The 23,121-nt window shown below is 60.3% G+C and carries 21 protein-coding genes and 1 pseudogene; 9 read left to right on the forward strand and 13 right to left on the reverse strand.

The features are described from left to right. A pseudogene (locus AO065_RS27920) lies at positions 1 to 131 on the forward strand (hypothetical protein); the annotation flags it as partial. 12 nt (positions 132 to 143) lie between these two features. Here the strand turns inward: AO065_RS27920 and AO065_RS20560 are convergent. Together AO065_RS20560 and AO065_RS20565 are read right to left on the reverse strand one after the other, a co-directional pair. Continuing rightward, positions 144 to 1,550, reverse strand: coding sequence for an FAD/NAD(P)-binding protein (locus tag AO065_RS20560; protein WP_004883767.1), 1,407 nt, complete (start codon positions 1,548 to 1,550; stop codon positions 144 to 146). 46 nt (positions 1,551 to 1,596) lie between these two features. Beyond that, the gene (locus AO065_RS20565) at positions 1,597 to 2,166 is read right to left on the reverse strand and encodes a helix-turn-helix domain-containing protein (protein ID WP_004883768.1); all 570 of its coding nucleotides are present in this window, start codon (positions 2,164 to 2,166) and stop codon (positions 1,597 to 1,599) included. Between the two features lie 105 nt (positions 2,167 to 2,271). Between AO065_RS20565 and AO065_RS20570 the strand changes: the two genes are divergently transcribed. The 7 genes from AO065_RS20570 to AO065_RS20600 all read left to right on the forward strand — a co-directional run bounded on the left by AO065_RS20570 (position 2,272) and on the right by AO065_RS20600 (position 9,434). Next, the gene (locus AO065_RS20570; RefSeq protein WP_004883769.1) at positions 2,272 to 3,195 is read left to right on the forward strand and encodes a DMT family transporter; all 924 of its coding nucleotides are present in this window, start codon (positions 2,272 to 2,274) and stop codon (positions 3,193 to 3,195) included. Positions 3,196 to 3,352: 157 nt separating this feature from the next. Then, positions 3,353 to 6,271 (forward strand): monovalent cation/H+ antiporter subunit A, encoded by a 2,919-nt coding sequence (locus AO065_RS20575; protein ID WP_004883770.1) that lies wholly within the window; start codon positions 3,353 to 3,355, stop codon positions 6,269 to 6,271. Next, a complete protein-coding gene (locus tag AO065_RS20580; protein ID WP_004883771.1) occupies positions 6,271 to 6,615 on the forward strand; it encodes a Na+/H+ antiporter subunit C in 345 nt (114 codons plus the stop codon). The genes AO065_RS20575 and AO065_RS20580 overlap by 1 nt, the downstream gene beginning before the upstream one ends. Further along, a complete protein-coding gene (locus tag AO065_RS20585) occupies positions 6,612 to 8,297 on the forward strand; it encodes a monovalent cation/H+ antiporter subunit D (protein ID WP_004883772.1) in 1,686 nt (561 codons plus the stop codon). The genes AO065_RS20580 and AO065_RS20585 overlap by 4 nt, the downstream gene beginning before the upstream one ends. Continuing rightward, complete coding sequence (locus tag AO065_RS20590) at positions 8,294 to 8,782, forward strand: Na+/H+ antiporter subunit E (protein ID WP_004883773.1); 489 nt, start codon at positions 8,294 to 8,296, stop codon at positions 8,780 to 8,782. The genes AO065_RS20585 and AO065_RS20590 overlap by 4 nt, the downstream gene beginning before the upstream one ends. After that, positions 8,779 to 9,057, forward strand: a complete 279-nt coding sequence (locus tag AO065_RS20595) for a K+/H+ antiporter subunit F (protein WP_004883774.1) — start codon at positions 8,779 to 8,781, stop codon at positions 9,055 to 9,057. The genes AO065_RS20590 and AO065_RS20595 overlap by 4 nt, the downstream gene beginning before the upstream one ends. Then, the gene (locus tag AO065_RS20600; RefSeq protein ID WP_025993046.1) at positions 9,054 to 9,434 is read left to right on the forward strand and encodes a Na+/H+ antiporter subunit G; all 381 of its coding nucleotides are present in this window, start codon (positions 9,054 to 9,056) and stop codon (positions 9,432 to 9,434) included. Before AO065_RS20595 ends, AO065_RS20600 begins: the two co-directional genes overlap by 4 nt. 18 nt (positions 9,435 to 9,452) lie before the next feature. Here the strand turns inward: AO065_RS20600 and AO065_RS20605 are convergent, their stop codons facing one another. After that, entirely contained in the window at positions 9,453 to 9,920 is a 468-nt protein-coding gene (locus tag AO065_RS20605; RefSeq protein ID WP_004883776.1) for a hypothetical protein, read from the reverse strand. A 434-nt stretch (positions 9,921 to 10,354) separates the two neighbouring features. On the opposite strand from AO065_RS20605, the gene AO065_RS20610 reads away from it, so the two are divergent. Next, positions 10,355 to 10,591: a DUF2789 domain-containing protein gene (locus AO065_RS20610; protein ID WP_004883777.1), complete on the forward strand. Its 237-nt coding sequence runs from the start codon at positions 10,355 to 10,357 to the stop codon at positions 10,589 to 10,591. A 44-nt stretch (positions 10,592 to 10,635) separates the two neighbouring features. On the opposite strand, the gene AO065_RS20615 is transcribed toward AO065_RS20610, so the two are convergent. The 10 genes from AO065_RS20615 to iolD all read right to left on the reverse strand — a co-directional run bounded on the left by AO065_RS20615 (position 10,636) and on the right by iolD (position 23,113). After that, the gene (locus AO065_RS20615; RefSeq protein WP_032651548.1) at positions 10,636 to 12,120 is read right to left on the reverse strand and encodes a T6SS phospholipase effector Tle1-like catalytic domain-containing protein; all 1,485 of its coding nucleotides are present in this window, start codon (positions 12,118 to 12,120) and stop codon (positions 10,636 to 10,638) included. Between the two features lie 276 nt (positions 12,121 to 12,396). Continuing rightward, positions 12,397 to 13,974: a methyl-accepting chemotaxis protein gene (locus AO065_RS20620; protein ID WP_004883779.1), complete on the reverse strand. Its 1,578-nt coding sequence runs from the start codon at positions 13,972 to 13,974 to the stop codon at positions 12,397 to 12,399. A gap of 181 nt (positions 13,975 to 14,155) precedes the next feature. Next, complete coding sequence (locus tag AO065_RS20625) at positions 14,156 to 14,560, reverse strand: TraR/DksA family transcriptional regulator (RefSeq protein ID WP_004883780.1); 405 nt, start codon at positions 14,558 to 14,560, stop codon at positions 14,156 to 14,158. Positions 14,561 to 14,862: 302 nt separating this feature from the next. Then, on the reverse strand, positions 14,863 to 15,888 hold the full coding sequence (locus AO065_RS20630; protein WP_004883781.1) for an ABC transporter permease: 1,026 nt from the start codon (positions 15,886 to 15,888) through the stop codon (positions 14,863 to 14,865). A 60-nt stretch (positions 15,889 to 15,948) separates the two neighbouring features. Next, a complete protein-coding gene (locus AO065_RS20635) occupies positions 15,949 to 17,526 on the reverse strand; it encodes a sugar ABC transporter ATP-binding protein (RefSeq protein ID WP_004883782.1) in 1,578 nt (525 codons plus the stop codon). Between the two features lie 62 nt (positions 17,527 to 17,588). Continuing rightward, a complete protein-coding gene (locus tag AO065_RS20640) occupies positions 17,589 to 18,518 on the reverse strand; it encodes a sugar ABC transporter substrate-binding protein (RefSeq protein WP_004883783.1) in 930 nt (309 codons plus the stop codon). A 78-nt stretch (positions 18,519 to 18,596) separates the two neighbouring features. Next, entirely contained in the window at positions 18,597 to 18,767 is a 171-nt protein-coding gene (locus AO065_RS27120) for a hypothetical protein (protein ID WP_155500399.1), read from the reverse strand. Positions 18,768 to 19,004: 237 nt separating this feature from the next. After that, on the reverse strand, positions 19,005 to 20,024 hold the full coding sequence (locus tag AO065_RS20645) for a Gfo/Idh/MocA family protein (protein ID WP_004883784.1): 1,020 nt from the start codon (positions 20,022 to 20,024) through the stop codon (positions 19,005 to 19,007). An 83-nt stretch (positions 20,025 to 20,107) separates the two neighbouring features. After that, entirely contained in the window at positions 20,108 to 21,118 is a 1,011-nt protein-coding gene (gene iolG, locus AO065_RS20650) for a bifunctional inositol 2-dehydrogenase/D-chiro-inositol 1-dehydrogenase (protein ID WP_004883785.1), read from the reverse strand. Between the two features lie 57 nt (positions 21,119 to 21,175). Beyond that, positions 21,176 to 23,113 (reverse strand): 3D-(3,5/4)-trihydroxycyclohexane-1,2-dione acylhydrolase (decyclizing), encoded by a 1,938-nt coding sequence (iolD, locus tag AO065_RS20655; protein ID WP_004883786.1) that lies wholly within the window; start codon positions 23,111 to 23,113, stop codon positions 21,176 to 21,178. Positions 23,114 to 23,121 lie beyond the last annotated feature (8 nt).

Genomic DNA, 23,121 nt, shown 5'->3' on the forward strand with positions numbered 1-23,121 from the left:
GTAACGATGAGCGCCACCCTAAGGGTTGCATCGGTGGCGGGTGTCTGTCGATGGAAGCCTGCCCCCTTCGCAACAAGGGCGATGAGCTGGGTAAACGCGGGGCAGGACCTTATCTGCTGGATCAGGCCTGAAACGTTGCGGACTCAGTCTGCCAGATGAATGGCCAGCGCCTTGGCCTGACTCGCCACATCATTCACAGCGGTACTCTCCCACCACATCCCGCGCAACGGCGGGCCCATGGCGAACAGGCGTGAAGAATAACGGCCTTGCGCATCACGCACGGCGCCGCGGGAATCGGCTGCGATGCCCAGCGCCAAAGGCCCCGGCTGGATCAACCCTCTGGCCAGCAGTTGACGCGGTAGAGCACGATCAACGCGACGCCAGTCGTATTCGATGCCGGTGGAATTGATCAACGCATCGCCAGTGATTGATGATGGCTTATCATCGCCTCGGTAACGCAGCGTAATCTGCACTTGACCTGACGCCAGGGTCGAGACTCCCTGTAACGATGCCGCATGGATGCTCAGTCGCCCTTCCTTCAAGAGCCGCGCGACCAGTGCCGCACTTGGCGGCGGCGAGCGATGATGATGACTCTCCCACCAGGGCCGCACGTGACGGACGAACTGACGACGCTGCCTGTCGTTGGCCTGGTTCCACAATCGCCCAATGTTGGCGCGGACCGTGTCCAGCGGTGCCTGCCAGTCGATACTGCTCTCGATGGCCAGTTCACATTGCTCGCGGACCTTGCGAATCAACTGCCGGGTGGTGCGGATGCCGTGATCCTGGCCGAGAAAATCCGGCCATTCGGGCGGCTGTCGCCGCACATGGGGTAACAGTCCATGACGGGAATAGACTTGAATCGGCCCCCGGTGCCCTGCCTGTTCGAGCGATACCACGGCGTCCACCATCGTCAGCCCGGAACCAATGATCAACACCCGTGCCTTGGGATCGAGCTCGCGCATGACCTTGACGTCCCACGGATCGAGCGCCGCCGCATTGAGCCCGCTCGACTCGCGCTGCGGTGTACGCGACGCCGCATACATGCCAGTCGCCAATACGGCGAAGTGCCCTTGCAGTACGCGGCCATCGGCAAGCGTGGCTGACACGCCGGCGGCCTGCTCCTGAAGATCCACCACTTCACCGCGCACGTGCTCGACAGTCGATCCACGGGTCGCGCCCAGTGCCTGGGCTTCCTTCAATCGCTGCTGAACGTAGAGCCCGAAAATACCGCGTGGCGGAAACAGCTCGGCGACCGGCACCCGTTGCGCGGCAGCCTCGGGCCAGCCGCCGCTGGCCAGGTATTCGGTGAGCCAGCGCGTCAGGTCGTCTGCATCATCCGCATCGGCACTCATGCGGGCAGCATTGCCGTTGAGGGTGTGACCGATTTCCGTCGCACTGTACGCCTCACCGCGGCCCAGCTCTTCACGGGTTTCGACAATCAGGATTCGACGCTTTCCGGGTATGCGCAGCAATTGCACGGCCAGCATGGTGCCGCTCAGCCCGCCGCCGACAATCAGGATGTCGGCGGTCGGGTTATGGTCGTCGATCATCGAACGTGGCCTCTGGCGAATGTTGCAATGAATGGAGGTCGGTACGTTAAAGCACCACATTGCGCACAAAGCGCAGCGTGACGTTACCTTCGTTGCAATAACGGTGCGGCTGACTGCTGGGGAACATGTAGAACTCGCCGGAGCCGACCTTTCGAGGTTCGATTCCATCGGAAAACCGAATGGTCAGATCCCCTTCAACGACATAGACCTGCTCGCTCCAGCCTTCCGGGTCGGCATCGGCTGAATACAGGTCGCCGGGCGCCAGGCAGAACTCCCATAACTCGACTTCGCGCCGCGCATTGGCCTTGGCCAGCAGAACGGCCTTGCTGCCGTGAATCGTACCTGCCCACGCCAGTTCATTGATACGGCTGTGGTCACGAATGTCAGGTGCCTGAATCAAGTCGCTGAACGCCACTTCCAGTGCTTCGGCAACCCGATCCAGAGTCGCCAGACTGACGTTTTTTTCACCGGCCTCGATGGCCACCAGCATGCGTCGACTGACCCCGGACCGTTCTGCCAGCGCAGTCTGGCTGAGGTCGGCCGCGTTGCGCAGGCGACGTACGTTCTGACTGACATGCTGCAGTACTGGCGCGCGCTGGGAATTTTCTTTGTCCATGGGAGTGCTCATCCGAATCCGTTGCGCATTATACTGCACACTTTCGCGACGCCATTGTGTGTCGACCCGCTTGTCACAAGCAAGGCCGTGGGATCTGGAGCCGACATGAAGTCTATCAGCCGTACACCCCGTATCAGCAAGGCGGAAGCCGTCCTCATCTTCATTACCATGCTATGGGGCGGTACGTTCCTGCTCGTGCAGCACGCCATGACGGTCAGCGGTCCAATGTTTTTTGTTGGCCTGCGCTTCGCTGCCGCCGCCATGATCGTCGCGCTGTGCTCGATGAACGTCATGCGCGGGCTGACGTTATTGGAGCTCAAGGCCGGTGTCCTGATTGGCGCGGCGATCATGCTCGGCTACGGCTTGCAGACCATCGGCCTGCAGACCATTCCCAGCAGTCAGTCAGCGTTCATTACCGCGCTCTACGTGCCGTTCGTACCTTTGCTGCAATGGCTGGTACTGGGGCGGCGTCCGGGTCTGATGCCGAGCCTTGGCATCGCCCTGGCCTTCACCGGCCTAATGCTGCTTTCAGGTCCGCAGGGCGCTTCACTGCACATGAGTCCGGGCGAGATTGCCACCTTGATCAGCGCGGTGGCCATTTCCGCCGAAATAATCATGATCAGCGCCTATGCCGGTAAAGTCGACGTGCGGCGGGTCACCGTGGTGCAACTGGCGACCGCGTCGATCCTGGCGTTCCTGATGATCGTTCCGACCCAGGAACGGCTGCCGGACTTTTCCTGGTTACTGGTATTCATCGCCGTAGGGCTCGGCGCGATGAGCGCAGTGATTCAGGTGGCCATGAACTGGGCACAGAAAAGCGTTTCGCCCACCCGCGCAACAGTGATCTATGCCGGTGAACCCGTGTGGGCCGGCATTGTCGGACGACTGGCAGGTGAGCGTTTGCCGGGCATTGCCCTGCTGGGCGGGGCCTTGATTGTGCTTGGCGTGATTGTCAGTGAAATGCGGCGTCGGCCATCGACCGTCCACCCGATGACCCTCGAAGAAGAAGGTGTGGAAAAAGCGGACTGAAACCACTGGCTGATGCTGAGACTGACATCAGCCCCGGTAAAGATGGCTTACAAAACGCCATCAGACACTTTTTGTAGGAAATTCGAAAAACTGTCCCTTTGGTCTCGAAGTGTCTGGCACGTATGATGCTTGATATTTCCCCGCAGATTAGAAGCCTATGTCCCTGATAGTTCTACTGCTTCTGCCTTTCATCGGCAGCTGTCTGGCGGCGTTTTTGCCGCACAACGCGCGTAACGCAGAATCCCTTCTCGCAGGTCTCGTCGCCTTGATCGGCGCGGTTCAAATGGCCTTGTGGTTTCCGCAGATTGCCGACGGCGGCGTCATCCGTGAAGAGTATTTCTGGCTGCCAAGCCTGGGGCTGAACTTCGTCTTGCGCATCGATGGCTTCGCCTGGATGTTTTCCATGCTGGTGCTGGGGATCGGTGCACTGGTGTCACTGTATGCCCGTTACTACATGTCACCGGACGATCCGGTGCCCCGCTTCTTTGCGTTTTTCCTGGCTTTCATGGGTGCCATGCTCGGGCTGGTGATGTCCGGCAACCTGATTCAGATCGTGTTTTTCTGGGAACTGACCAGCGTGTTCTCGTTCCTGCTGATCGGCTACTGGCACCACCGTGCCGATGCCAGACGCGGTGCCTACATGGCACTGATGGTCACTGGTGCAGGCGGTCTGGCCTTGCTGGCGGGAATGATGATCCTCGGCCATATCGTCGGCAGCTACGATCTGGACCGCGTTCTGGCCTCCGGCGACGCCATCCGTGCCCATACCCTGTACCCGGTCATGCTGACCCTGGTCCTGATCGGCGCACTGAGCAAAAGCGCGCAGTTTCCCTTCCATTTCTGGCTGCCTCACGCCATGGCCGCGCCAACCCCGGTGTCGGCCTATCTGCACTCGGCGACGATGGTCAAGGCGGGCGTATTTCTCATGGCACGCCTGTGGCCTGCCCTTTCAGGCACTGAACAATGGTTCTGGATCGTCAGCGGTGCCGGAGCTTGCACCCTGATTCTCGGCGCCTATGCCGCGATCTTCCAGAATGACCTGAAAGGCCTGCTGGCCTACTCGACCATCAGTCACCTTGGCCTGATCACCCTGCTGCTGGGCCTCAACAGCCCGCTGGCTGCCGTCGCTGCGGTGTTTCACATTCTCAACCACGCCACCTTCAAGGCCTCGCTGTTCATGGCGGCGGGCATCATCGACCACGAAAGCGGAACCCGGGACATCCAGCGACTCAGCGGACTTATAAAACTGTTGCCCTACACCGCGACGCTGGCCATGGTGGCCAGTGCCTCAATGGCAGGTGTACCGCTGCTCAACGGCTTTCTCTCCAAAGAGATGTTCTTCGCCGAAACCGTGTTCATTTCCGCCACTGCCTGGGTCGAAATCGCACTGCCTGTAGTGGCAACCATCGCCGGTGTGTTCAGCGTGGCCTATTCGTTGCGTTTCACCGTCGACGTATTCTTCGGACGAATCGCGAAAGACCTGCCGCACATGCCGCATGAGCCGCCACGCTGGATGCGTGCGCCGGTCGAGTTTCTGGTGCTGGCCTGCATCATCGTCGGCATTTTTCCATCCCAGTCGGTCGCGCCGTTGCTGGCGGCTGCCGCCCAACCGGTGGTCGGCGGAACCCTGCCCGAGTACAGCCTGGCGATCTGGCACGGCTGGAACGCGCCGATGATCATGAGCCTGGTAGCGATGGCGGGCGGCATCCTTCTTTATCTGTTGCTGCGCAACTCCCTCAAGACCGACCGCTTCCCTGTTCCACCGCTGGTGGGACGCCTTAACGGCAAGCGCTTTTTCGAACGCAGTCTGGTGGTCGTGATGCACTGGGCGCGGCGCTTCGAGCGCAAGGTCAGCACGCGCCGGCTGCAGCCGCAGTTGTTCCTGCTGGTGCTGGCGGCCGTGATGGGCGGCTTCATTCCGATGTACTTCAGTGGTCTGACCTGGGGGGATCGTCCGAAGATTCCGGGCTCCGGCGTGTTCGTGACACTGTGGTTGATTGCGATTGTCTGCGCGCTCGGCGCGGCATGGCAGGGCAAGTATCACCGCCTCGCAGCACTGGTCATGGTCAGCGTCTGCGGCCTGATGACCTGCATCACCTTCGTATGGTTCTCCGCGCCTGACCTGGCGCTTACCCAGTTGGTTGTCGAAGTCGTGACGACTGTGCTGATCCTGCTCGGCCTGCGCTGGCTGCCACGCCGTAACGAAGACGTCGCAGCCACCAGTACCCGACTCAGAGCCCGCACCCGCCGGATCCGCGACTTCGTGCTGGCGGTCATGGTCGGCCTTGGCATGGCGATCCTGTCTTATGCCATGCTGACCCGCCAGACACCCAACGCCATCTCCTCGTTCTACCTCAGCCGTGCCCTTCCCGAAGGCGGCGGCACCAACGTGGTCAATGTCATGCTGGTGGACTTCCGCGGCTTCGACACCTTTGGCGAGATCACCGTGCTGGCCGCTGTCGCCCTGACGGTCTTCGCCCTGCTGCGTCGTTTCCGCCCGCCCAAGGAAAGCATTCCATTACCCGCCCAGCAGCGTCTGCTGGCACGCGACGTGGTCACCGATCTGATCAACCCGCGCAGTGCGAGCGACACCGCTCTGGGCTTCATGATGGTCCCCGCCGCACTGGTACGTCTGTTGCTGCCGATCGCCTTCATCGTGTCGATGTACCTGTTCATGCGCGGCCACAACGAGCCGGGCGGCGGTTTCGTTGCCGGGCTGGTCATGTCGGTGGCGTTCATTCTGCAGTACATGGTCGCCGGCACGCAGTGGGTCGAAGCGCAGATGAGCCTGAGGCCCTTGCGCTGGATGGGCACCGGCCTGCTGTGCGCCGTGCTCACCGGAGCAGGCTCGATGGTGCTGGGTTATCCGTTCATGACCACCCACACCGCGCATCTGCACTTGCCGATCCTGGGTGATATCCACTTCGCCAGCGCATTGTTCTTCGACGTCGGCGTCTATGCCGTGGTCGTGGGCGCGACGCTGCTGATTCTTACCGCGCTGGCTCACCAGTCGGTACGCAGCCATCGCCCGACGCCGTTACCCAAGCCTGTCGCCAACCCGCAAGGAGCCCTCTGATGGAAGAAGTCATTGCAATCGCCATCGGCGTTCTGGCCGCATCGGGTGTGTGGCTGATGCTGCGCCCGCGGACCTTCCAGGTCGTGATGGGCCTCTGCCTGCTGTCCTATGGCGTGAACCTGTTCATCTTCAGCATGGGCAGCCTGTTCATCGGCAGGGAGCCGATCATCAAGGACGGCGTTCCCCAGGACTTGCTCAATTACACCGATCCCCTGCCCCAGGCACTGGTGCTGACGGCCATCGTGATCAGTTTCGCCATGACCGCGCTGTTTCTGGTGGTGCTGCTGGCTTCCCGAGGCCTGACCGGCACCGACCACGTTGATGGCCGGGAGCCCAAGGCATGAGTTGGCTGAATCAACTGATCATTGCCCCCATCCTTCTGCCGCTGGCGACGGCCGGGCTGATGCTGTGGCTGGGCGAGAAACGTCGCCCGCTCAAGGGCCGTATCAACCTGTTCTCCAGCATGCTCGGGCTGGGTATCTCCGTCGTGCTGCTGTTCTGGGTCCAGGACACCGGCAGCACCGGTTCGATAGGCGTGTACCTGCCGGGTAACTGGGGCGTACCGTTCGGCATCGTGCTGGTGGTGGATCATCTGTCGGCCATGATGATGGTGCTGACCGGCATTGTCGGTGTCTGCGCCCTGCTGTTCGCCCTGGCCCGCTGGGACCGGGCCGGCGCCAGTTTCCACGCACTGTTCCAGATTCAGCTGATGGGCCTGTACGGCGCGTTCCTTACCGCAGACCTGTTCAACCTGTTCGTGTTTTTCGAGGTCCTGCTCGCAGCCTCCTACGGCCTGATGCTGCATGGTTCCGGCCGTGCCAGGGTCACCTCGGGTCTGCACTACATCTCGATCAACCTGCTGGCCTCGTCGCTGTTTCTGATTGGCGCCGCGCTGATATACGGGGTGACGGGTACCCTGAACTTTGCAGATCTCGCGATCAAGATCCCGCAAGTATCCGAAGCCGATCAGGGTCTGCTGCACGCCGGGGCCGCGATTCTGGCCACCGCGTTTCTGGCCAAGGCTGGCATGTGGCCGTTGAACTTCTGGCTGGTCCCCGCCTACTCCGCCGCCAGCGCTCCGGTTGCGGCGATGTTCGCGATCATGACCAAGGTCGGCATCTACACCCTGCTGCGTCTGTGGACACTGCTGTTTTCAGGTCAGGCGGGTGCGTCGGCGTTCTTTGGCGGCGACTGGCTGATTTACGGCGGCATGGCAACCATCGTCACGGCAGCCATTGCAATCATTGCGGCCCAACGACTGGAGCGCATGGCCAGCCTGAGCATTCTGGTGTCGGCAGGCATTCTGTTGTCGGCCATCGGCTTCGCGCAACCAAGCCTTACTTCTGGCGCGCTGTTCTATCTGGTCAGTTCCACACTGGCCCTGAGCGCGATGTTCCTGCTGGCCGAGCTGGTCGAGCGCTCGCGTTCGGCCAACGAGATTCCACTGGAAGAAGACGCCGACCAGTTGCCACGCACCCTGGAGTCACTGCATCCACCGCCCGGCACCAACCTGGACGAAGAGCAGAAAGTCGTGGTCGGGCAAGTCATCCCGGTCACCATGGCATTTCTGGGTTTGAGCTTCGTGATCTGCGCGCTGCTGATCATCGGCATGCCGCCGCTGTCCGGCTTCATCGGCAAACTGACCCTGCTCAGCGCGCTCATGAATCCGCTCGGCCTGGACGTCGCACAGGACGAAGCCCTGTCGACGCCTGCCTGGATGCTGATCGCCCTGCTGATTTTCTCGGGGCTGGCCTCGCTGATCGCCTTTTCCAGACTTGGCACCCAACGATTCTGGACCCCCTACGAACGCCCATCGCCCATCCTGCGTCGCAACGAATGCCTGCCGATCATCATCCTGCTGGGCCTGTGCGTTGCCCTGACGTTCAAGGCCGAACCATTACTGCGCTACACCCAGGACACGGCAGCCGCCCTGCATGAACCCAAGCAGTACGTGCAGTCGGTTCTGGCAACGCGTCCGGTACCAGGCCCCAACAGCAACGCTGGCGCGCCGGAGGTACAGCCATGAAGCGCCTGTTCCCCGCCCCCGTTTTTTCTCTGGCCCTGTGGGCACTGTGGCTGGTGCTGAACCTGTCCATCAGTCCGGGGCATCTGTTGCTGGGCGCCGTGCTGGGCTTTCTGGCGCCGTTGCTCATGGCGCCGCTGCGACCGTTGCCGGTGCGCATTCGCAAGCCGGGCGTCATCCTCAAATTCCTGCTGATGGTCGGGTGGGATGTGGTGGTCTCCAACTTCCAGGTCGGCGTGAGTGTCTGGCGACTCAAGCGTCGTCCGCCGCGCTCGGCCTTCGTCCGGATACCGCTGGACCTGCACGACGCCCATGGCCTTGCCGCGCTGGCGATGGTAACCACGGTAGTACCGGGGACTGTCTGGTCGGAACTGGCGCTGGATCGCAGCGTGCTGTTGATGCATGTCTTCGATCTTGAGGATGAGGCGCAATTCATCGAGCACTTCAAGACCGTCTATGAGCGCCCCTTGATGGAGATTTTCCAATGAGTGCCCTGCTCGACACTGCCATTCTGATCAGCCTGCTGATCTTCGCCCTGTCCATGGTCATTACCCTGATCCGGCTGATCAGAGGACCGTCTGCCCAGGACCGCGTACTGGCGCTGGACTACCTGTACATCACCGCGATGCTGATGATGCTGGTGCTGGGTATCCGTTATGCCAGTGACACGTATTTCGAAGCCGCCATGCTGATCGCACTGTTCGGCTTCGTCGGCTCGTTTGCCCTGGCCAAGTTTCTGCTGCGCGGAGAAGTAATCGAATGACTTCACTACCGATGAACGTGCCTTTCTGGGCCGAGGTACTGACTGCCGTGCTGTTGATTGCCAGCAGCCTGTTCACCCTGACCGGAGCACTGGGTCTGCTGCGCCTGAAGGACTTTTTCCAGAGAATGCACCCGCCTGCCCTGGCTTCGACACTGGGTGCCTGGTGCGTCGCGCTGGCCTCGATCATCTACTTCTCCGCACTCAAGTCGGAGCCGGTGATTCACGCCTGGCTGATCCCTGTCCTGCTGGCGATCACAGTCCCTGTGACCACACTGCTATTGGCGCGAACCGCGCTGTTTCGCAAGCGCATGGCCGGCGATGACGTACCAGCGGAAGTCAGCGGCGGACGCAACGAAGGCGAGTCCGCTGGCGGATGACGAGCGCAATCGCCAGCGTTATTCGCTGGCCTTGAATGACAGTTCGCCCTTGCGCCATTTTGCAGCCTTGCCAACAGCCGTCTTGAGCGTCTTGCTCATGCCGGACTGAAGCTGTTCAGTGGCGGCAAACACCATGAACACCGTGTGACCTTCTTTGAACACAATGCCGTGACCTTCAGCGGTATCGACAAACGCGTAATCGCCCAGGCCGTAGACGGTCAGTTTGATTTCACGGAATTTGATTTCGAACTTCCCACCCTCACGGCTCGGCAATACAGAGGCGCGAAAATGATCACCGACCTTGAGTTCAAGGCGCGGCTTGTCATCGACGACCATGGCGGACTCGGTGTCGATCTCTGCGATGTAGATGCCTTCGGCCGACTGTTCGGTGACATAGACAAAACGTGATTGAAACTGCTTGACCAACTGTGCCCGCAGATCGCCGAGCACGAATAACGCGTGCGTATCCAGGTTGCTTACAGCCAAAGTACAAACCCCCAACGTGATAAATGATGCTGCCCGGTATGCGGGCAGTTAAAAGTCGTTCATCCGTGTTGCCGCGTGGCGCGACCAAGACCTGCTGACGCGCTGCACTGCGGGGTGCCAGGCAGGCCACCCCGTACCCTGTGCAGGCTGGCGACGGATTCTACCGGCTCACAGCGTCAACGGGATATATACCTTTTGTACAAACGATGTCGCACAGGCGTCACCTGCGATGAACCCGAGACGCCCTGGACACGTAAGGGGTGCCTGATTCTCACTGAGGAGTGACTCGTTGCATGTATGAACATAGCACTTGCCTTGCGTATAAGAAAAGTCGGCTCATCTCCAGGGAAAAATGCATCGAACTCTTGTCCGGGCACACCACTCCGATGCAGGACCAATGACTGTACGGGGTTCGCCCTCGTCGAGGAGATGACATGGAATTGCCCAACCCTGACCTGCCAGGCCTGTTTGCCCAATTGGGTCTGGATAATGACGAGAACAGTATCGATGCCTTTGTTGCCCAACATCGACTGCCCGATGAGGTGAAACTGATCGACGCCGAATTCTGGACTCCCCAACAGGCAGCATTCCTCAAGGAAGAGCTGCGCGCCGATGCCGAGTGGGCACCTGTGGTCGACGAACTGAACGTACTTCTGCACAAGCAACCCTGACCGAAAAAGAGTGATGCAGGTCAGACTGCATCACTCTCCCAGGCTTATTGAGGATAGCCATGCTGTCCGACATTGGGATGCAGCACCCGTCCGCCTGGCTCCGGCGCATGCACGAACACTGCGTCACCCAGACTGCCCAGCCTGCCTATCGCCGCGCTCCAGTGCGCCGAATGATGAATGTAGCGCCAGCGAAGAATTTTCTCTTCATCGTCGCTCAGCGTGTAGGGATCCCCCCGCGCATAATCGATCAGCTTGCAGGCAATCCCTTCAAGTTCGGGCGGTAGCTTGAGCTCCTGCACGATGGGAATCGGTTTGAACGGGACGCCTTCGTCACAGGCCAGCGCATGCATGACGCGCAGATGCACCCGTGACAGATGGCCGAACACCTGACGCCGCAGACAGACAGCAATAACCGTCGAACGCCCCCCAAAAGATCCCCTGCCGCGAGACCGGCACTGTTCATCACACGCCTGGACCTGCAGCGACGCCTGGGTGTCCAGCGGATCGATCCAGCGCTCTGCATCCATCTCGCTCAGTTCGGCCTGCGCTTGCAGCCATGCAGACGTCGATTCATGCAGATCATCTGCGTACAGGGTGCTGACACGTGGCCGGGTCAGCATCACGCTTTCCTCCATCTGCGGCAAATACCCGCCGCCGATGTCGGCATGCGCGCCCGGCAGCACGATTTCTCGCGGCCACACCGGTCTGATGCTGTTCAGCGCAAAATTGCGGCGCAACTCATCACGGGCCACCAGATGCAGGACCTGCTGTGCGCAATCGGGCGGCAGGTAGAGATTGACGCGTCGATTGGCCGAGTCACTGACGTTGCCCAGATCCTTGAGGCTGCCGATGGCAGCGACGGTATCGAACAGCCCGACCACCTTGACCCGCACACTGCGGTTTTTCCAGCTGAAGTCTTCGCTCAACCGAACCTTGCGACTGCCGAGCACAGGCTCAAGCAGGCCTGCGGACTGTTTGAGCACTTCGTTGACGAAGTGCCTGGCTGACGCGGCGCCCCGACTGAACCCAAAGACATCCAGTTCGATCGCCTCGATGACGCACCCCGGATTGAGTTGCGGGAACGCTCTTACGCGCGAGTCCAGCTTTCTGATCGCTCGCTCGACCTTGGCCACCACGCCCGTGGGCCCACGACCGAAACTCTGGCCCGGCCAGAGCGAATCGCGACTGCCCGACGTTGTCCCTGCACCACTGACATAGATCGGCCAGTAAACCCTTAGCCCACCCCCATCATTGGCGGCAATCTGCTGATCACGATAGAGATCGACCAGCCTGGCGATATTGGTCAGATCATTGCTGTAACTGCTGGAAGGATCCGAATGGCGCCCTGCACACTCCCTGATATGCCGTTCGCCATTGACTTCCATAAGCGCCTGACAGTCCGCGCCGATCCGGCTATTGAGTCGGTTATTGCCTGTTCCATCGAAGAAAACGCCTGCCCGTATAGTGACGCGCAGTGCAGCAGCGTCCGAAACGGTAGCGCCTTCTTTAACATTCCCTGTATTTTTCATCCTGTTTCCGTCCTTAGATGTTCCCTGTAGCGGCGATTGTCAAATCAACTATTTACGCCGTTGATTCAACTAGCTTGCTCAGCCCATACGAACAGTCAAGTCACGGAAAGACTTTTCAGAAACTTCCTACAACAATAAAACACTCACAATAAATCAGGGCAAACAAATCCGATAAAAATAGAGAAACTATATTTTTATATATCAACTACCGCAATAAACATATTCAAACTGTTTGCCGCCCTTTTGAACGCTATTCAACCGCAAGTGAGTGATCTGTCACTTCGAAGCTACCGCTTCAGGCTTGTAGCCCAGTCTCAGTCCACCCCAATGCCTGCCCTTGACCATGATCGGCACCGACAGGTCATGCATCAGCTCACCGGTGTCACGGGTGTAGGTCTGCAGCAGCACGGGCTGTTGATGGCTGCCGCAACGGATGCCGGTGCGATCATCGAATTTGCGCTTGCTGCGGTTGCGGGCGTTGTCGACAGCAGCGTCTCCGGTCAAGGGCTGGTTGAAGACATTGTTATGAGTCGGTACGTAACCCTGTTGCGTGCAGGCGATGGCGAACACCAGCCCTTCATGCCGCGACAGCAACGGTTCCTGCACAGCGGGCAGGACCTGATCGGTATAGCGGTCGAAGCGGGTATTGAAACGCGTCGGCAACGTATTCGGGATGGGTTTGTACTGCCGGTCGAACAGATCATCGAGGCTGACGGTGCCCCGCTCGATGTCGGCTTCGAACTTCGCCGCGATCTGCTGCGCCCCCTCGCGGGCCAGATCGTAGATGCGCTGGTGGTAATCATCCAGACCGACCTGCGCCAGACGCTGACTGATCGTTTCGGCCTGCCCCTCCATCTGGACGGCAGCTTTAGCCAGATGCCGGGTCTGCTCGTCGCTGACGGCCAGATCGCCGCGCATGCGCTCAACGGCTTCGAACAGGCCGGCCAACTGGTCCTGATTGGTCTGCGCGCCGTGGGCAATTTCACCCACCTGGCTCTCCACCTCGACCGCCAGACGCGCAATGCTGTCCAGGTGCTCACCGGTCAGTTCCACCTGCTGGACACCACTGTCCAGATCCGCTGACAACTGGCGAATCTGTTCGACCACCTGGGTGGTGCGTTGCTGGATATCGGCAACCATCTGCCCGACTTCCTGCGTGGCACTGGCGGTGCGACCGGCCAGCCCGCGCACCTCATCAGCCACGACGGCAAAACCGCGCCCGTGCTCGCCGGCGCGTGCGGCTTCGATGGCGGCATTGAGCGCCAACAGGTTGGTCTGGCTGGCAATGGACTGAATCACCATCGTCACACGCTGGATTTCCTCGCTGCGCTGATTCAGTGCCTCGATCAGTTCACGGCTCTCCACCGCTCCCTGACTCAGGCGGTGCATGCGCTGAATGGATTCGTTCAGAACCACGCTGCCCGCATCACTGCGCTGGCGGGCCTGGCTGGCCGCGCTGAGGGCCTGTTGGCTCAACTGGGCCGTCTGCCGTTCTGTCGTGATCATGACGTCGGCGCTGCTCACCACCTGTTCCGCAGCATCGAGTTGTGACTGCACCCTGCCCGCCAGCTGACGTACGGAAAACGCGACTTGCGCAGCGGATAGCGCGTTGTGGCTGGTGGTGCGGGACAGGTCGCGGGTCAGATTACCGATGGCGCTGTCTTCAGACACGACTGCGGGGCGAGCGGCGTTGGCGGGCAGCAGACGTGGCAGCCAGATCACCAACAGGGCGACCGGCACGGCGAGGTAAAGCGAGACGCCGACAAAATTGATCGCGGCCAACAGCAGGCACAGCGCGAGCGTCTGTAGAACGGGCACCCAGGACCGGTTTGCCACGAAAGCGTTGTCGGACATGCTGCATCACCCCAAGCGTTTATTTATCGTTGTTTGTCCTCATTAAACGCCAGAAACCGGCCATCTGCCATGAGCCATTGGTGGTAAGAGCAATATTCCTTTCAATAAAACGCAGGCACAAGAAAACCGGGAGGCAATCGCTTGCCTCCCGGTTTCGTGACACCTGCCCGCTGCCGGTAAATCAGGCCTGGCGCTGGTGCTTGTCGATCTGCTCGTGACGCTCTTGCGCTTCGATGCAATACTTGGTCGTCGGGCTGATCAACAGGCGCTTCAGGCCGATCGGCTCGCCGCTGTCATCACACCAGCCGAACGTGTCTTCAGCGATACGCGACAGCGCCATTTCCAGCTGCGGCAGCATGCGCTGATCACGATCGATCACGTTCACCAGCCAGTGACGCTCTTCTTCCACAGAAGCAGCATCGGCGGGATCAGCAGGGGTATCCAGGCTCTCGATCGCGATGCGGCTTTGCTCGATTCGCTCGTGGATTTCGACCTTCATGTTCTGCAACAGCTCGACGAAGAAAGCGTGCTGCTCGGCGTTCATGTAGTCATCGGCCGGCATGGCCAGCAACTTTTCCTTTGTCATTGATTTCTCTATAAAAAAACGTGCATTGAGGAGCGGCTCAACGTTGCCGTACAAGCGCCATGATCTCCAAGCGCCACCTGGCACTCAATTTACGAGGGGCGGCAGTCTAAGGCCGCCTCGCGCACTCGGCAACACAATTGAAGTCTTTTGGCCAACAATTGCGCGGCAGCCCCTGAAAACCGGGCACCGAACCTGTATTACGCTGGGTTGGATGAGGGTCTGACCGACACAGAACCAATCGGTTCCAGCAACCTTATAACGCACAAAAGGGCCTCGAAGGCCCTTGTGTGCGCAGGTTGCTCTCAGCGCTTGGTCTTGCGCTTGTTGCGATACTGGTCGATGACCACCGCCACCACAATGATCAGCCCCTTGATGATGTCCTGAACGTAGGCATCCACCCCGACGAACGTGAACCCGCTGGCCATGACGCCGAGGATCAGTGCGCCGATCACCGTACCGGTGATGCGCCCCACCCCGCCCGCCAGACTGGTGCCACCAATTACCGCAGCGGCAATGGCGTCCAGCTCATAGGACATGCCCATCCCGGCCTGCCCGGTTGCTGCCCGCGCCGACGCCACGACACCGGCAAGGCCAGCCAGCAAACCGGCGATGCTGTAGACAATGACCAGATGACGCTTGACGTTGATCCCGGAAGTGCGGGCCGCCTGCATGTTCCCGCCGATGGCATAGGTGTACTTGCCGTACTTGGTGTAGCGCAGTGCGATGTGGAAGATGACCGCGACCACCAGAAAGATGATCACCGGCATCGCGCCCTGGCCAATGGCGGTGTAGGAGTCCGACAGCATGCTCACTGGCTGGCCTTCGGTGTAGAAGCGCGCCAGCCCGCGAGCCGACACCATCATGCCGAGGGTTGCGATGAACGGCGGAATGCCGGTGATGGCAATAATGCTGCCGTTGATCGCACCGGCCAGCAATCCAACACCCAGACCGACCACCACCGGTATCCATACGGGCAGATCGGTCAGCGACGGAAAGACCGCACGGGAGAAATCCGAGGTCTGCGCCAGGCTGGCGGCAACCATCGCCGACAACGCCAGTACCGATCCTGAAGACAGGTCGATGCCGGTGGTGATGATCACCTGCGTCACGCCAATGGCCAGCAGACCAATGATCGACACCTGCAGGATCATCAGCACCAGCCGCTGCGAATTGAGCAGAAAGCTCTGATCGCGGACGATCCAGCCGAACAGTTCGAAGACCAGACCGATACCGATCAGGACCAGAAAAATGCTCAGTTCGGTCGGCAGTCGCCGTTTGTTCTTGGTCGGCGCCAGGGCCGGCTTGTTCTGCAAGATAGCGTTGCTCATGGTGTTACCCTCTTGTTCTTGTTCTGGCGTGTTCTTCTGGCCGAGGCCAGCCCTGCGAACTCAATGGACTCGATGTCCGGAAGCCAGATGCATGACTTTTTCCTGAGTCGCTTCACTGCGCGGCAGGATCCCCATCATTTCGCCTTCGTGCATGACCATGACCCGGTCGCTCATGCCCAGCACTTCGGGCAATTCCGAGGAGATCATGATGACCGCCATGCCTTCGCTGGCCAGAAAGGCGATCAGGCGGTAGATCTCGGCCTTGGCGCCCACGTCGATACCGCGGGTCGGCTCGTCGAGAATCAGAACTCTGGGGTTGGTCATCAGCCAGCGGGCCAGCAGCGCCTTCTGTTGATTGCCGCCGGACAGTGTGTCGATGCACTGCTCCAGCGACGGCGTCTTGACCCGCAGCTTCTTGCACATGTCTTCGCACAGCGCCCGCAAGGCCTTCTGTTTGACGAAGCCATTGCCTGCGTAGTTGGCCAGTACTGCCATTTCCATGTTTTCCATCACTGAAAGGCAGGGAAACAGTCCGGTCAGTTTCCGATCCTCGGTCAGCAGCGCAAAACCCAGCCCAATGGCCTGATGAGGATCGCCGATGCGCACCGCTGCGCCATCGTAGTGAATTTCTCCACCGTCGCTGGGCGTGATGCCGAACAGGGTTTCCGCCACATTGGTGCGGCCCGAGCCCATCAGCCCCGCAATACCCAGAATCTCACCGGCATGCAGATCGAAGGACACGTCCTTGAAAATGCCATCCAGGCGCAGATCACGCACCGACAGGAGCAGATCGCCGATCGGCTTTTCACGCTCTGGAAACAACTGGGTCAGCTCGCGACCGACCATCATCGAGATCAGGCTGTCGCCGTCCATGCTTTCGGCGCGCTGCAGACCGATGTAGCAACCATCACGAAACACTGCCACTTCGTCTGCAATCTCGAAGACTTCATTCATCTTGTGCGTTATGTAGATGATGCCTTTGCCCTGCGCACGCAGGTCGGAAATGATCGAGAACAGATGCGCGACTTCGGTTTCGGTAATGGCCGAGGTGGGCTCATCCATGATCAGTACATCGGAGTTATAGGAAACCGCCTTGGCAATCTCGACCATCTGCCGCTCGGCGATGCTCAGATTACCCACCAGCTCTTCCGGGTCCAGCTTGATGCGCAGGCGTTCGAGCAGTTCGGCGGTGCAGCGGAACATTTCCCGGTGGTCGATCATGTGCAGGCCGTTGAGCTGCTCACGGCCGATCCAGATGTTCTCCGCAATGCTCATGAACGGCATCAGGTTCAACTCCTGATGGATCATGGCAATCCCGGACTGCAGTGCCGACAGCGGCGTGTCGAACGTGACGGGCTTGCCTCGCAGGCGAATTTCGCCTGCGTCGGGCTGATAGATACCGGCAATGATTTTCATCAGGGTCGATTTGCCGGCACCGTTCTCGCCCATCAGCGCCAGTACGCTGCCGGGACGGACCCGCAGTTGCACATCGTTGAGTGCAATGACGCCTGGAAAGCCTTTACTGATATTGCTGATTTCCAGCAGATAAGGCGGTTGGGCATTCAGGACATCGTGACCTGCACTACCGGAAGAATCGCGCTGGGCGGGCGTGGGGGTGGCAGTCGCTGAACCGGGCATGGTGACAAGCTCCTCAAGCGACAGGACCGGGGCGCAGGATCCGCCCCGCCTGTTGGCTGTTCTTATTTGAAGGTGACGACGTTTTCAGGCGTGATCAGGCGGTACGGAATGACTATGGTCTGAGACGCCAGGGTCTCCTTTTTCGCCAGCTTCACGGCTGCATCGATAGCGCCGTTGGCCTGACCCTTTGCATCCTGAAAGACCGAGACCGTCAGGTCACCCTTGGTGATCGCGTTGAGCCCGTCGGGCGTGCCGTCCACACCGGCCACGAAGACCGAGCCCTGTTTCTTGCCAGCCTGCTTCAGGGCCATTGCGGCACCGATTGCCATTTCGTCGTTGTTGGCGAGCACAGCGTTGAAATCCCGGCCCTGGGTAATCCAGTCATTGGTCAGGTCCATGCCCTTCTGGCGCGACCAGATACCAGTCTGTTCCTGATCGATCTTGATGCCGGGGTATTTTTTCAGCACTTCCTTCACGCCGTCGGTACGGCCTTTCGTGGAGTTGTTGGCCAGATCGCCCAGCAGAATCATCACGCTGCCCTTGCCGCCCATTTTCTCGGCGATGTACTGCATCTGCAGGCGCCCGGCCTCGACATCATCGGAGGTCACGGTGGCAACGCCTGCAGGCAGTTTGGGATCATCCGGGCGGCGGTTGACGTAGACCAGCGGGATGCCGGCCGCGACCGCAATCTTGGTGATTCTGGCGGTGGCGGCGGTGTCCACCGGGTTGACGATCAGGGCGTCGACTTTCTTGCCGATCAACTCCTGGACCTGATCGAGCTGCTTGTTCACATCAGCCCGTGCATCGACGAACTGCAGCGACACGCCATCGGACATGGTCTTGGCCTTGGCGCTCATGTCTTCGCGCAGGTAGGTCAGCCAGGTGTCGTCGAACTGCGACATGGCCACGCCCACCTTGATGTCGGCCAGGGCGGCACCGCTGCCGAGCATCAGCGCGAGGGCCATTGCGGTGAAACGAATCGGGGTCTTCATGAAGGTCTGTCTCCAAATTCTTGTTGTTGTTCGGACTTGGTAACGACGTAGCGATGAAGCTATCAAGCAAGGGGTGACTTATCGGGGCAGGCGCACGCCGGTCGCGCCGGGAATGCAGAACAGCAACGCATCCTTGTGGCGCACACACATGCCGCTTGCAACGAGGGTCAGGAAGCGCTCCATGAGCCGGAGCCAGAATGCAGGGGGTGCAGAACGCTTGGCGGGTACGCCAGAGGTGGGGGTTTTCATCGACAGTACCTATCTTGTTTTTGTTGGCTTGCTACCTGTGACGTTCAGACATGTCTGACAGCCCAGAGGGTTCGATAGTCGGTAACCTGAAAACGACTCTATTGGAAAATATTTTCCAATTCAACTGATTTTAGAATTTATTCTGTTTTTTCTTTTGTCTGCCCGAGAATGCCAGAAAGCCCGACTCCCTGATGGGTGCCGGGCTATCCGTATGCATCTATTCATCCACTCAAAACGTTACAGAACCACGACGCGCCCCTCGCGTGAACTCAGACGTGCCGCATCCATGACCTGGGCCGACGCAACGGCGTCGTGCGGATCAACAGGAACCTGCGCCTGCCCGTGGACCGCGTCCTGCAACTGGCGATAAAACGCCAGCCAGCAGCCACGCTCGGAAGGCACTCGTTCACGATGATCGCCCTGCTCGAACCAGCCCCAGCGTCGATGTTCCTCGACGCCCCAGCGCTCGCCTTCGGAACGCGGCGTCAATCCGGCAAACGCGGCGTCTTCCTGACCGTCCAGCCCTTCGACGCTGTAACAGCCCTGTGAGCCGCTGACCCTGAAGCGCGGCCTCGGGGTGTTCTGCAGACAACTGCCGGAGAGGTGCGAAACCACACCATTGGCATGGGTCAGCGCGACGAAGAAGGTATGGTCCAGCTCACGTTCAGTGCCTGCGAACTGCAGCTCGGCGTACACCCGCTCTACCGGTCCGAAGAGCACCAGTGCCTGATCCACCAAGTGACTGCCCAGATCGCGCAGCACCCCGCCGCCACTGGCCTTGCCCACCGAGCGCGGCGAATAACGTTCGATACTGGACTCGAAACGGCTGATCGTGCCCAGCACCTGGTTGTCGATCAGCTTGCGCACCGTCAGAAAGTCCGAATCCCAGCGTCGGTTCTGATAGACGCTGAGCAGCACGCCACGCCGTTCGGCGGCCTCTACCAGCTCGCGGGCCTGCGCGGCGTCGTTGGCGAACGGTTTATCGCTGACCACGTTCACACCCAGCTCGATGGCTTCCAGTATCAGCTCACGACGTGATGCCAAGGGCGTGGAGATCACCACCATATCGACCCCGGCGTTTACCAGTTCAGCCAGCGTGTCGAAGGTGGCAACGCCGGGATGATCATTGGCCACTTCCTGCCTGCGCTCGGGTGACCGGGTGACGACCCCCACGAACGACGCACCTGGCAAACTCGAAATCAGCGTGGCATGGAAGTAGCGTCCTCCCTTGCCGTAACCCACCAGTCCTGTTCGCATGGCATTCTCCTGTCCAGCAATCGCCTGGCAATGGTTCAAAACAGGCGCCGCTGATAAAGCGGCGCCTTTGCGTCAGCCTCCGGTCAGTTGTAAAACACCGGACGTTGTTCCAGGCTGATCGGCACGATCGCCCCGCTGCCCTGCGCCTGGACGCAGGCATCGGCGGCGACGGCGGCGCAATAGCCATCCCAGGCCGAAGGGCCCGTGAGTGTGCCAGCAGTGACGCCATCAATGAAAGCCTGTAACTCGACGTCATAGGCGGCGATGAATCGGTCCTTCCAGTCCATCAGGATCGCGTTGGACAGTTTGGCCTCACTGCGCAACTGGACTTGCGACGGCTCGGGCAGTTTGGCAATGCCGGTTTCGCCGACCACTTCGCACTGAATGTCATAGCCATACTGGCAGTTGACGAAGACCTCGACGTCGATGCGCGTGCCACGCGCGGTTTCCAGCATCACAATCTGCGGGTCGCGCATGTGAGCCAGTGCCTTGCTGGTCTTGCGCGGGAACACCACTTGCACCGAGACGTAATCGTCGTTGAGCAACCAGCGCAGCACGTCGAGTTCATGGATCAGCGTGTCGGTGATCGCCATGTCGGTCTTGTAGTTCTCGCCGACCCGCGGGTTGCGGTGCGCGCAGTGCAGCATCAACGGCTCGCCGATCTGGCCACTGTCGATCACCGCCTTGAGGGCGCGGTAGCCATGATCGTAAGGCCGCATGAAACCGACCTGCACCAAACGCCTGCCCCCTGCGATTTCGGCTTCGACGATGTGTCGGCAACCTGCCGCCGTCACGGCCAGCGGCTTCTCGCAGAACACCGGCTTGCCCGCTGCAATGGCGGCCAGCACATATTCTTCGTGGGTTGCGCCCCATGAGCAGACCAGCACCGCTTCCACGTCGGGCGCGGCGATCAGCGCATGGCCATCGGCATACACCTCGGCACTGATGCCCAGGTCGCTGACCACTTTGGCGGCCTGCTCCAGATTGATGTCGGTGACGGCCACCACCTGGCTGCCGATCAAGGCCTTGCTGCAACGACGGATATGATCCTGACCGATTGCGCCTGTACCGATCACACCTAGTTTCAAAGTCATTTCACTGTCCTGTATGAATGATTGTTCTTGTTTGAAGGTCTGCAAAAACGCTTTTGATCAATACTGACGAGCCTTGGCCAGTTGCTGGTTGAGCTTTTCGTACACCTGGGCCGTGGTGCCGGTGGTCGAAACCTCGGCCACTCCGACCCGCCACCACGACAGGTATTTGTGAATCATGGTCTTGGGCAGGACCTTGATATCGATCAGGGTCGAGACGGTCTGAAGCTGCGCATCCGCCAGTGCTTCGAGCAATTGTTCAGCGGTACTGACCTTGTAGGTCTTGCAGCCATACGCCGCCGCGCTCATGGCAAAATCCACCGGCACGAAATCGCCGTCGAGCTGGCCGGTGTCTTCGTTGCGGAAGCGGAACTCGGTGCCGAAGCTGTTCATGCCGTGTTCCATCTGCAGGTTGTTGATGCAGCCGAACGTCATGTTATCGAGCAGCACAATGTTGATCTTGCGCCGCTCCTGGATCGAGGTGGCCAGCTCGGAGTGCAGCATCATGTAAGAGCCGTCCCCCACTAGCGCGAACACCTCCCGCTGCGGCTGGGCGAGCTTCACGCCCAGCGCAGCGTTGACCTCGTAGCCCATGCACGAATAACCGTACTCGACGTGATAGGTATCGACGCCGGTGCTGCGCCAGGCACGCTGCAAGTCCCCGGGCAGGCTGCCCGCTGCGGCGACGATCACCGCATCGGCTGGCAGGTTCTGATTGAGAATGCCCAGCACGCGGCTCTGGGTCAGGCACGAGCCGGTCAGCTCGATGAAAACGCGCAGCACGGCCGGATCCATGTGGTCGTTGATTTCCGGTACGAAACCCTCGGGCTGATATTCCACGGCATACACGCGGTCGACTTCGGCATCCAGTTCGGCCCTGGCCGCTCGTGGTGCGTCGCCCCAGGCAGCCCGGTAGTCGCGGCTTTCCAGCTGTCCGGTCAGCGCCTGCAAGGCCACCTGCGCATCAGCCAGCACTTGCACACCGTCCAGTTTCTGCACATCGAAGGCGCCGACGTTGAGGTTGAGGAATTGCACATCCGGGTTCTGGAACAGCCACTTGGACGCGGTGGTGAAATCGCTGTAGCGGGTGCCGACGCCGATGATCAGGTCCGCTTCCTTTGCCAGCCGATTGGCCGCGATGGTACCGGTTTCACCGATGCCGCCCATGTTCAATGGGTGCGCCGAGACGATGGCGCTCTTGCCCGCCTGGGTTTCAGCGAAGGGAATACCGAAGCGTTCGGCAAAAGCCTGCAGGGCCTGCGCAGCCCCGGAATAGCGCACGCCCCCGCCGCATATAAGCAGCGGCTTGCGCTTGCCGACGAGCAACGCCAGCGCGTCGTCGAGCATTGCCTGGCTGGGCGGTCGACGGTCGATGCGGTGCACGCGTTTCTGCAGAAAGCTGTCTGGGTAATCCCAGGCTTCGGCCTGTACATCCTGTGGCAGTGACAGCGTCACGGCGCCGGTGTCGGCCGGATCGGTCAGCACGCGCATGGCATTGAGCGCTGCGCTCATCAGTTGCTCGGGACGGTTGATGCGGTCCCAGTATTTGCTCACGGCCTTGAACGCATCATTGGTGCTGATGCTCAGGTCATGAAACTGCTCAATCTGTTGCAGCACCGGGTCCGGCTGGCGGCTGGCGTACACATCACCGGGCAGCAGCAACAACGGAATACGGTTGGCCGAAGCCGTGGCCGCTGCCGTAATCATATTCGCCGCACCCGGCCCCACCGACGAGGTGCAGGCGTAGATCCTGCGACGCAGGTGTTGCTTGGCAAAGCCGATCGCCGCATGGCACATGCCCTGCTCATTACGGCCCTGATGGACCACCAGCTCGCCGCTGTCCTGTTCCAGTGCCTGGCCCAGGCCCAGCACATTGCCGTGACCAAAGATGGTGAATATGCCAGCGACGAATTTGCTCTGCACGCCGTCGATTTCGACGTACTGGTTATCAAGAAACTTCACCAGAGCCTGAGCCATGGTCAGTCGGGTAGTACTCATGCTCGCAC

This window comes from Pseudomonas viridiflava (assembly GCF_001642795.1).
Classification (GTDB): domain Bacteria; phylum Pseudomonadota; class Gammaproteobacteria; order Pseudomonadales; family Pseudomonadaceae; genus Aquipseudomonas; species Aquipseudomonas viridiflava.

Bases quoted from the DNA above. Each gene is read 5' to 3' on its own strand.
- AO065_RS20560 (WP_004883767.1), bottom strand. From the start codon at position 1,550: ATGATCGACGACCATAACCCGACCGCCGACATCCTGATTGTCGGCGGC.
- AO065_RS20565 (WP_004883768.1), bottom strand. From the start codon at position 2,166: ATGGACAAAGAAAATTCCCAGCGCGCGCCAGTACTGCAGCATGTCAGT.
- AO065_RS20570 (WP_004883769.1), top strand. From the start codon at position 2,272: ATGAAGTCTATCAGCCGTACACCCCGTATCAGCAAGGCGGAAGCCGTC.
- AO065_RS20575 (WP_004883770.1), top strand. From the start codon at position 3,353: ATGTCCCTGATAGTTCTACTGCTTCTGCCTTTCATCGGCAGCTGTCTG.
- AO065_RS20580 (WP_004883771.1), top strand. From the start codon at position 6,271: ATGGAAGAAGTCATTGCAATCGCCATCGGCGTTCTGGCCGCATCGGGT.
- AO065_RS20585 (WP_004883772.1), top strand. From the start codon at position 6,612: ATGAGTTGGCTGAATCAACTGATCATTGCCCCCATCCTTCTGCCGCTG.
- AO065_RS20590 (WP_004883773.1), top strand. From the start codon at position 8,294: ATGAAGCGCCTGTTCCCCGCCCCCGTTTTTTCTCTGGCCCTGTGGGCA.
- AO065_RS20595 (WP_004883774.1), top strand. From the start codon at position 8,779: ATGAGTGCCCTGCTCGACACTGCCATTCTGATCAGCCTGCTGATCTTC.
- AO065_RS20600 (WP_025993046.1), top strand. From the start codon at position 9,054: ATGACTTCACTACCGATGAACGTGCCTTTCTGGGCCGAGGTACTGACT.
- AO065_RS20610 (WP_004883777.1), top strand. From the start codon at position 10,355: ATGGAATTGCCCAACCCTGACCTGCCAGGCCTGTTTGCCCAATTGGGT.
- AO065_RS20615 (WP_032651548.1), bottom strand. From the start codon at position 12,120: ATGAAAAATACAGGGAATGTTAAAGAAGGCGCTACCGTTTCGGACGCT.
- AO065_RS20620 (WP_004883779.1), bottom strand. From the start codon at position 13,974: ATGTCCGACAACGCTTTCGTGGCAAACCGGTCCTGGGTGCCCGTTCTA.
- AO065_RS20625 (WP_004883780.1), bottom strand. From the start codon at position 14,560: ATGACAAAGGAAAAGTTGCTGGCCATGCCGGCCGATGACTACATGAAC.
- AO065_RS20630 (WP_004883781.1), bottom strand. From the start codon at position 15,888: ATGAGCAACGCTATCTTGCAGAACAAGCCGGCCCTGGCGCCGACCAAG.
- AO065_RS20635 (WP_004883782.1), bottom strand. From the start codon at position 17,526: ATGCCCGGTTCAGCGACTGCCACCCCCACGCCCGCCCAGCGCGATTCT.
- AO065_RS20640 (WP_004883783.1), bottom strand. From the start codon at position 18,518: ATGAAGACCCCGATTCGTTTCACCGCAATGGCCCTCGCGCTGATGCTC.
- AO065_RS27120 (WP_155500399.1), bottom strand. From the start codon at position 18,767: ATGAAAACCCCCACCTCTGGCGTACCCGCCAAGCGTTCTGCACCCCCT.
- AO065_RS20645 (WP_004883784.1), bottom strand. From the start codon at position 20,024: ATGCGAACAGGACTGGTGGGTTACGGCAAGGGAGGACGCTACTTCCAT.
- iolG (WP_004883785.1), bottom strand. From the start codon at position 21,118: ATGACTTTGAAACTAGGTGTGATCGGTACAGGCGCAATCGGTCAGGAT.
- iolD (WP_004883786.1), bottom strand. From the start codon at position 23,113: ATGAGTACTACCCGACTGACCATGGCTCAGGCTCTGGTGAAGTTTCTT.